Genomic DNA, 7,162 nt, shown 5'->3' with positions numbered 1-7,162 from the left:
GTGAGCACGAGGCTCGTCACCGCGGCCGACATCCGGACGGCGGGCGAGCGCATCGCCCCGTACGTCCGGCGCACGCCGCTGCTGCGGCTGCCCGGCGAACGGCTCTGGGTCAAGCCGGAGAACCGGCAGCCCACCCGCTCGTTCAAGGTGCGCGGCGCGGTCAACGCCGTGGTCCGGCTGGCCGGGCAGGGCGTACGGCACGTGATCGCGCAGTCGTCGGGCAACCACGCCCAGGCCATCGCCTACGCCGCTGCCGAACAGGGCATCCGGGCGACCGTCGTCCTGCCGGACACGGCGCCGGAGCTGAAGGTGAGCGCCGCGCGCCGGCTCGGCGCCGAGGTGGTGATCGTGCCGCCCGCCCTGCGGGAGGAGGCCTGCCTGGCGCTGGCCGAACGGTTCGGCGCGACGGTGATCAGCTCCGACGCGTTTGACGTCATCGCCGGGCACGGCAGCGCCGGGGCCGAGATCGGCCGGGACCTGCCGGACGCGGGGTCCGTCCTGGTGCCCGTCTGCAACGGCGGCCTGCTCGCCGGGGTCGCCGTGGCGGTCAAGGCCGCCGACCCGGCGATCCGGGTGATCGGCGTCGAGCCCGAGCTGGCCGCCGACGGTGCGGCCAGCTTCCGCTCCGGCATCCGGACGGCATGGCCGGTCGAGCTGACCTACCGCACCCGGGCCGACGGGCTGCGCGGCCCGGTGCTGGGGGCCCTGGCATGGGAGCACATCCACCGGTACGTGGACGACATGGTGACCGTGACCGAGGACGCCATCGACGCCGCCGCCGGCCTGCTCATGGGGAAGCTGGGAGAACGCGCCGAGCCCAGCGGCGCGGTCACCACGGCCGCCTACCTCGCCCACCGGACGCACCTGCCGCCGGGGCCCGTGGTCGCGGTCCTCTCCGGCGGCAACGTCGCGACCGGCGCAGCCACCGAGGAGGGGCCGATGGTGCGGCCGGGCGGCCGAATCCAGGAGGCCAATTGACCCTGCCCTCGACGACGCCGGCCCCACGCACCTTGGGAAGGGGCTTCCCGACGGTCTGCGAATCGACGTAGGCGACGACCGCGCCGCCCATCCGCAAGGCGCCGAACTTCGAACCGCGACGCATCATGTGTATCTCAGCGGGCCGGCGCCGGGCGACCAACTGCCCGGGCCGGCGCGGATCTTCCCCGTGGTCAGGTCATGAACGACCAGAGCGCCGTCGCTCTTGCGGCCGTAGGCCACGTGGCTGCCGTGCGGCGTGTGGACGGGGACCACCGCGAGCGGCGACGCCGTCACGATGGCCAGAAGTAAGGCCGTTCGGAAAAGCACTCACATGGCGTTCCCCGGCCGGTTCTTTTGATGATTGGCTTTGATCATGAGCTGAACGGCCATGACGTCCAGATCACCCGCAGGCCGCCAGACCGGATCGTGCTGCCTCGTGCCCGGCGCTCGCAAATATCCCTAATAGGTGCGAGTTGCGACAATCACCCATTACGTCGCATCAAGGAGGGAATTTCACCCAAACCTTCAAGTACTGAATAGTAAGTTCGTTATACCGCTTGACGTGGCATCGGTGAGTGGAAATCCTGCAATGCTCTGCACTGCGAAGGAGACTCCATGTCGCTCGATGAGACCGACTCACCGTTCGCGTCCGTCCAACGCCCCCGGCCGCTGCCTGTGCTCGTCCTGGCGGATGTCAGTGGGAGTATGGCCGAACACGGCAAGATCAATTCTCTGAACCGTGCCATGTCCACCATGATCCGGGCCCTCGCCCGGGAACGGTCCCCTCGCGCTGAGATCACGATCGGTGTGATCACGTTCGGCGGAACCGGGACCGTGCTCCACCAGAAGCCTCTGCCTGCCGCCTCGGTGAAATGGACCGACATGACCGCGACGGCCGGCCCCAGCGGAACCCCCATGGGCGCGGCCTTCGAGCTGGCCCAAGCAGTGCTGGAAGACAAAGAGCTGATGTCCGAGCAGGCCCACCCAGCCACGCTGGTCCTGATCTCCGACGGCGAGCCGACCTCGGCCTGGCGAGCACAGCTCGACGCGCTGCTCGGCTCACCGCAGAGCAAGAGGTCGGCGCGGCTAGCGGTGGCCATCGGCCCCGAGGCCGGCACCCCTGCCTACCGGGTGCTGGAGTCATTCGTGGCCGACGGACTGTATCCGGTGGTACGGGCCGACGAGGCCGACCGCGTGCTGGAGATCTTCAATGTGCTCACCAGGAGCATGAGCATGCGGGTCAACAGCACCCGGCCCGACGAAGTCCCCGTCTTCGATCCGGATGAACTGGCCGACCTGGACTGAAGGGAAAGCACGAAGTGACGGCACCTCCGTCGGTGAGGCAGGTCAGGCGCAAGAAGGAGTACCGGCCGGGCGACATCGTGCACGACGATCGGGGCGAGTCCCTTGAACTGCGCGAGGAACTCGGAGGCGGCGGCCAGGGCACGGTCTGGTCGCTCACCGGGGAACAGGTCGCGGTCAAGATCCTCAAGCGAGGGGCCCGGGCGGCCGAGCTGCGGTCACGGGTGGCCGCGGTACGACGGTTCGACCTGGCCGGGATCCCCATTGCCCGGCCGCTGTCGCTGCTGGTCGGCGACGAGGTCGGCTACACCATGGAGCTCTTGGCCGGGATGGTCGCCATCGGTTCGCTGGCCTCTGTGCCCCCCGAGAACGTGGGGGGATGGTTCCAGGCGACGGGCGGGCTGCGCAGGCGGTTGCGGCTGCTGGCGCGGGCCGCCGAGGCGCTGGACCGGCTCCACGCCAGAGGACTGGCCTACGGCGATGTGTCGCCCGGGAACATCCTGGTGTCGGCGCGCAGCGAGTACGACCAGGTGTGGCTGATCGACCCCGATAACGTGTCCGTGCAGGCCAAGCTGTCCGACGCGCCGTACGTCACCCCGGGGTACGCCGCACCGGAGCTCGTCAACGGACGAGCCGGCCAGGACAGTCTGACGGACGCCTTCGCCTTCGCCGTCCTGGCCTTCCAGGTGCTGGCGCTGGTGCATCCGTTCATCGGCGAGGTGGTGGAGCTGCACCCGGAGAAGGAGGAAGAGGCGTTCAGGGGGGACCTGCCGTGGATCGATCACGGCTCCGACCTGCGTAACCACAGCAGGAAGGGGCTGCCGCGGAAGCTCGTTCTGACCAAAGGACTGCGGAGGCTGGCCACGCAGGCCCTGGAGGAAGGCCTGCACCGGCCGGAGAGGCGCCCGTCCCTGTGGGAGTGGCATACGCAGCTCGACCGGGCGGCGTTGATGATGATCGGCTGTCCAGGCTGCGGCGGAACCTACCACGCCGGGGAGCCGATGTGTCCGTGGTGTCGCCGGCAGGAGCGGCCGCCGGTCCTGCGGTGTGACGTGCACGGGTTCCTGCCCGCCGGGCAGGTGACGGCGGATTCGGGTGAGGCCGAGACCGAACGGCTGCTGTCGATGGTCGTGGCCGCCCGGCAACCCGTCGTCGTACGGGCGCGCAACGGCCTGCTGTGCCTCGACCGCGGGCCGTCCGACCTCCCGATCGATCCCGGGGAACCCCTGATCGAACTGGCATGGGACGGCGGCGCACAGCTCACGATCCAGCGGGTGGGCCGTCATCCGGTGTGGATGGTCAACCGGTCCGCCCGGCGGAGTGTCGTACTGGACGTCGGTGAGACGTGGTCGCTCGGCCTGGCCGATGCCGGGCGATGGATGATCCACTTCGGCGGGCAGAGTGAGGTGCACCGTCTCATGAAGGTCCTGGTCACGCGGACGGGAGGGCGATGAACACGCTGGCGAACGTGCTGCCGGGCCGGGCCGGATTCGCCTGGGTCGAACTGCCTGCAGGCGTACGGCCCGAGGGCCTGATCGGCAGGGAAGTCGGGCTCGAACGACTGGGTCCCGCGCTGATCGCGACGTATACCCTCGCCGACGGGTCGGTGCGCGAGCACCAGGCGAGCGGCCGGTCGGCGGCGGACAACGCCACACTGCGCGACTTGGTGACCGAGAACAGCCGGGTCATAGCGTTCGCGGGCGACATCGACGCGGGCAGATGGCTGCACCTGCGGGTCTACGAGATCATCGGCCGCTTCGAGTGGGGCGAGCTGCGCGTGGGGGCGGACGAGAAGACGCTCGGCTCCGTCAAGCGCATCACCGGAGCCGGCGAGGACAGAGGGGCACGCGGCTGGGGCGAGTCCCTGAGCTGGCTGAGGCGGCAACTCCTGTTCCCCCCGCCGCCCGGCCGAGCCCCGAGCCCGCTGGACCTGGCCGTACCGCCGAGCGGTACCCAGCGACGGCGCCTGGTCGCGGTCGTCCGTCCTAACCAGGATCTGACCCAGCCTGTCTCCTGCAAGCTCATAGGCGCGGAGGTGGTGGCGACGCTCAAGCAGGAGAACGGCGAATGGCGGCTGCGCCAGGTGCACCACGAGAGCCGTCAGGCCCGCGAGTTCGACCGCACCGCCCTGATCGAGGTCGATGTCGAGATCTACAACGCGACGGCCAAGGCCGGGCTCAGGCGGAAGATGAAAGAAGAGCTGACCCGGCTCAGCAGCGACGAGGGCGAGCAGACGTTCATGGCGATCTGGCGCCGTTACCACGAGATGGAGGACCGGTACGCGCTGCGCAGGCTGGCCGAACTGGACTTCCTCGAATACTCGGGCTGGTCGTACCAGGACGACAGCGAAGACGTCATCCGGTTCACCATCGTCCCGGGCCGGGACAAGCTGCTCACCCGTGTGCGTGAGGAATTGAGCGCGGGCCACGAGACGGACCTGGAGTGCACCGTCCAGCTCCCCGAGGTGCTCGGCGGCTCCGGCGTCGTCGACCCCTACGCCGGACTCCTCGGCCTCGACCTGGTGCCGGGCAACATGACCGGCGCGGTCGTCAACGCCGACGAGGAAGAACGGTTCGTGGACCTGCGGATGGTCCGACACGGCGGTGACGATGAGCGCCAGGCCGAGCCGCCGGGCAGGGGTTTCCTTCATGCGGCGATCAGGGGCGACCGGCGTCGCCTCGAACGCCGCAACCGCGCGCTCCGGCGGCTGCTGAACGAAAACATCCCGCTCCCCCAGTTGCTGTCCCTGCTCCAGGGCACAGCCGTCCGCGGCAATTCACGGCGCCCGGTTCCCGCCATGTCCGAGGCCGCGAAAGCCTGCTTCGCCAAGCGAGATCCCAACGCCGAGCAGCGGCTCGCCCTGGACACCGCGCTGAACACCCCTGATATCGCGATCATCCAGGGCCCTCCGGGCACCGGAAAGACCCAGCTCATCGCCGCACTCCAGATCCGCCTCGCTGAGGAGGGCCGCGACCACGCGGTGGTCAGCCGCAGCGTGCTGCTGACCAGCTACCAGCATGCCGCCGTGGACAACCTGGTCGAGCGCTCGAACGTCTGGGACCTGCCAGCTGTCAAGATCGACTCGCAGAGCCGGGGTTCGACCGCGCACATCGAGAACTGGCGGCTGGCGACCATCCGGGGTCTGAAAGAGGAGGTGAACAGCACGCCAGAGGGCCGCCGTTCGATGGTCTTGCGTGCCGTGGCCAGGCAGACCGCCGACTACTGCCGAGCGCCGATGCCGGTCGAGGAGCTGGCCCGGGTGCTCGGCCGCACCGCCGAGCAGGTCTCGGGGCTGGTGTCGGACGAGCTGCTCGGCCGCCTGAGGCAGCTGGTCGCCGAGCTGGCGGCCGCCACCCGCGTGGCCGGGTTCCAGGCCGACCACCGGCGGGCGAGCACGCTGCGGGCGGTTCGCGGCATACGCTGCTTGCCGGAGTCGTTCGGTGATGACGGCCCGCTCAAGGCGGCGGCCGCGCTGACCTTCCTGGATCACGTACCTGCCGTGGACGAGCGGCATCGTGAGCTGCTGCGCCGCGCCTCCGACTGGGTCGAGGCCGAGCCGCCGCCGTTCCTGGCCGAGTTGTCGGCGGTCCGCGACGAGCTGCTCGACCGGCTCACGGACCGGGCCGACCGGCTGTTCCGCCCTGCGGCCAGGGAGGACGTGGTCGACCTCCTCAACGACATCGTCGACGACCTGAGCAGCCGCAGCCGCGCCACCACCGAGGGCGTACGGCTGGCACTGCTGGAATACCTCGACGAGCTGGAGGGCGACCCCGAGGCCGTGCTGGCCACGTTGCGCCTGTACACCACATCGCTGGCGGCGACCTGCCAGCAGGCCGACTCGCCGGCGGTGCAGGCGGCGAAGGATGGTGAGCGGCTGTTCGACACGGTGATCGTGGACGAGGCGGCCAGGGCCAACCCGCTGGACCTGCTGATCCCGCTGACGCTGGCCACGCGCCGAGTGGTGCTGGTGGGCGACCAGGACCAGCTCCCCCACATGCTGGAGCCCGACGTGGAGCACGAGTTGCGCTCCGACGACAGCCAGGAGTTGGTTACGTTGAGGGAGAGCCTGTTCGGCAGGCTGTTCACGCTCCTGCACGATGGCGACGACACTCCGGGGCCGCGGCGCGCGGTACGGCTGCGCAGCCAATACCGAATGCACCAGGTGTTGGGCAAATTCGTGGGTCGCAGCTTCTACCGCGACACCCTGGACTCGCCACGGCCCGATGAGGACTTCTCCCACCAGTTGGACGGGTACGACGACCGGCCCGCGGCGTGGTTGCGGGTGCCCCAGAGCGCGGGCCGCGAGCACGCCGGGCAGAGCAAGGCGCGCAGGGCCGAGGCGCGGGCCATCGCCAAGGAACTCTCCCGGCACATGTTCACACGCCCCGATCTGAGGTTCGGCGTGATCAGCTTCTACTCGGCCCAGGTCCGACTGATCTGGGAAGAGCTGGTCAAGGAGAAGCTCGCAGAGCGGCACAAGTCGGGCTTCCGGCCGGTCGAAGAGCTCCGGCGGGACGCCGACGGCTCCGAGCGGATCAGGTTACAGGTCGGCACCGTGGACGCCTTCCAAGGCAAGCAGTTCGACGTGGTCCTGCTGTCGATCGCCCGGTCGAGCCATCTGCCCGATCTCCACCCCTCCCAGCGGGAGCCCGATCATCCCGGGCACGCGGACTACGAGGAGTGGGCGCGGCGCGCGTACGGCCACCTCATGCTGCGCAACCGGCTTTGCGTGGCCATGAGCCGCCAGGAACGCCTGCTGGTGGTGGTCGGGGACGACGCCATGTTCACCACGCCGCTCATCCCCAAGTCGGTGGAGCCGCTTCGCGACTTTCACGAACTGTGCGTGCCGCCGACCGGCGTCGTGCTGAATCCGGGGAGTTGA

5 protein-coding genes are annotated in these 7,162 nt (G+C 69.6%); 4 read left to right on the top strand and 1 reads right to left on the bottom strand.

Going from position 1 to position 7,162, the window contains the following annotated elements; all coding sequences use genetic code 11:
• Positions 1-978 carry a threonine ammonia-lyase gene (locus tag ABD292_RS10385; protein ID WP_344206871.1) on the top strand — a complete coding sequence of 326 codons (978 nt, stop codon included), beginning with the start codon at positions 1-3 and terminating at the stop codon, positions 976-978.
• A gap of 123 nt (positions 979-1,101) precedes the next feature.
• On the opposite strand, the gene ABD292_RS10380 is transcribed toward ABD292_RS10385, so the two are convergent.
• On the bottom strand, positions 1,102-1,272 hold the full coding sequence (locus tag ABD292_RS10380) for a hypothetical protein (RefSeq protein WP_344206870.1): 171 nt from the start codon (positions 1,270-1,272) through the stop codon (positions 1,102-1,104).
• 321 nt (positions 1,273-1,593) lie between these two features.
• Here ABD292_RS10380 and ABD292_RS10375 point away from each other — a divergent pair, with 321 nt between their 5' ends.
• Genes ABD292_RS10375 through ABD292_RS10365 form a run of 3 tightly spaced genes read left to right on the top strand, consistent with a single transcriptional unit; the run spans position 1,594 to position 7,162 of the window.
• A complete protein-coding gene (locus ABD292_RS10375) occupies positions 1,594-2,283 on the top strand; it encodes a vWA domain-containing protein (protein WP_344206869.1) in 690 nt (229 codons plus the stop codon).
• Positions 2,284-2,297: 14 nt separating this feature from the next.
• Positions 2,298-3,734, top strand: coding sequence for a protein kinase domain-containing protein (locus ABD292_RS10370; RefSeq protein ID WP_344206868.1), 1,437 nt, complete (start codon positions 2,298-2,300; stop codon positions 3,732-3,734).
• Entirely contained in the window at positions 3,731-7,162 is a 3,432-nt protein-coding gene (locus ABD292_RS10365; protein ID WP_344206867.1) for a DEAD/DEAH box helicase, read from the top strand. The genes ABD292_RS10370 and ABD292_RS10365 overlap by 4 nt, the downstream gene beginning before the upstream one ends.

Origin of the sequence: Nonomuraea bangladeshensis, assembly GCF_039529455.1 — a bacterium.
In the GTDB taxonomy this organism is placed as follows: Bacteria; Actinomycetota; Actinomycetes; order Streptosporangiales; family Streptosporangiaceae; genus Nonomuraea; species Nonomuraea bangladeshensis.
This window is presented reverse-complemented; position numbering and strand designations above follow the sequence as displayed.

Coding starts and splice junctions, on each gene's coding strand:
- ABD292_RS10375 (WP_344206869.1), top strand. CDS start 1,594: ATGTCGCTCGATGAGACCGACTCACCGTTCGCGTCCGTCCAACGCCCC.
- ABD292_RS10365 (WP_344206867.1), top strand. CDS start 3,731: ATGAACACGCTGGCGAACGTGCTGCCGGGCCGGGCCGGATTCGCCTGG.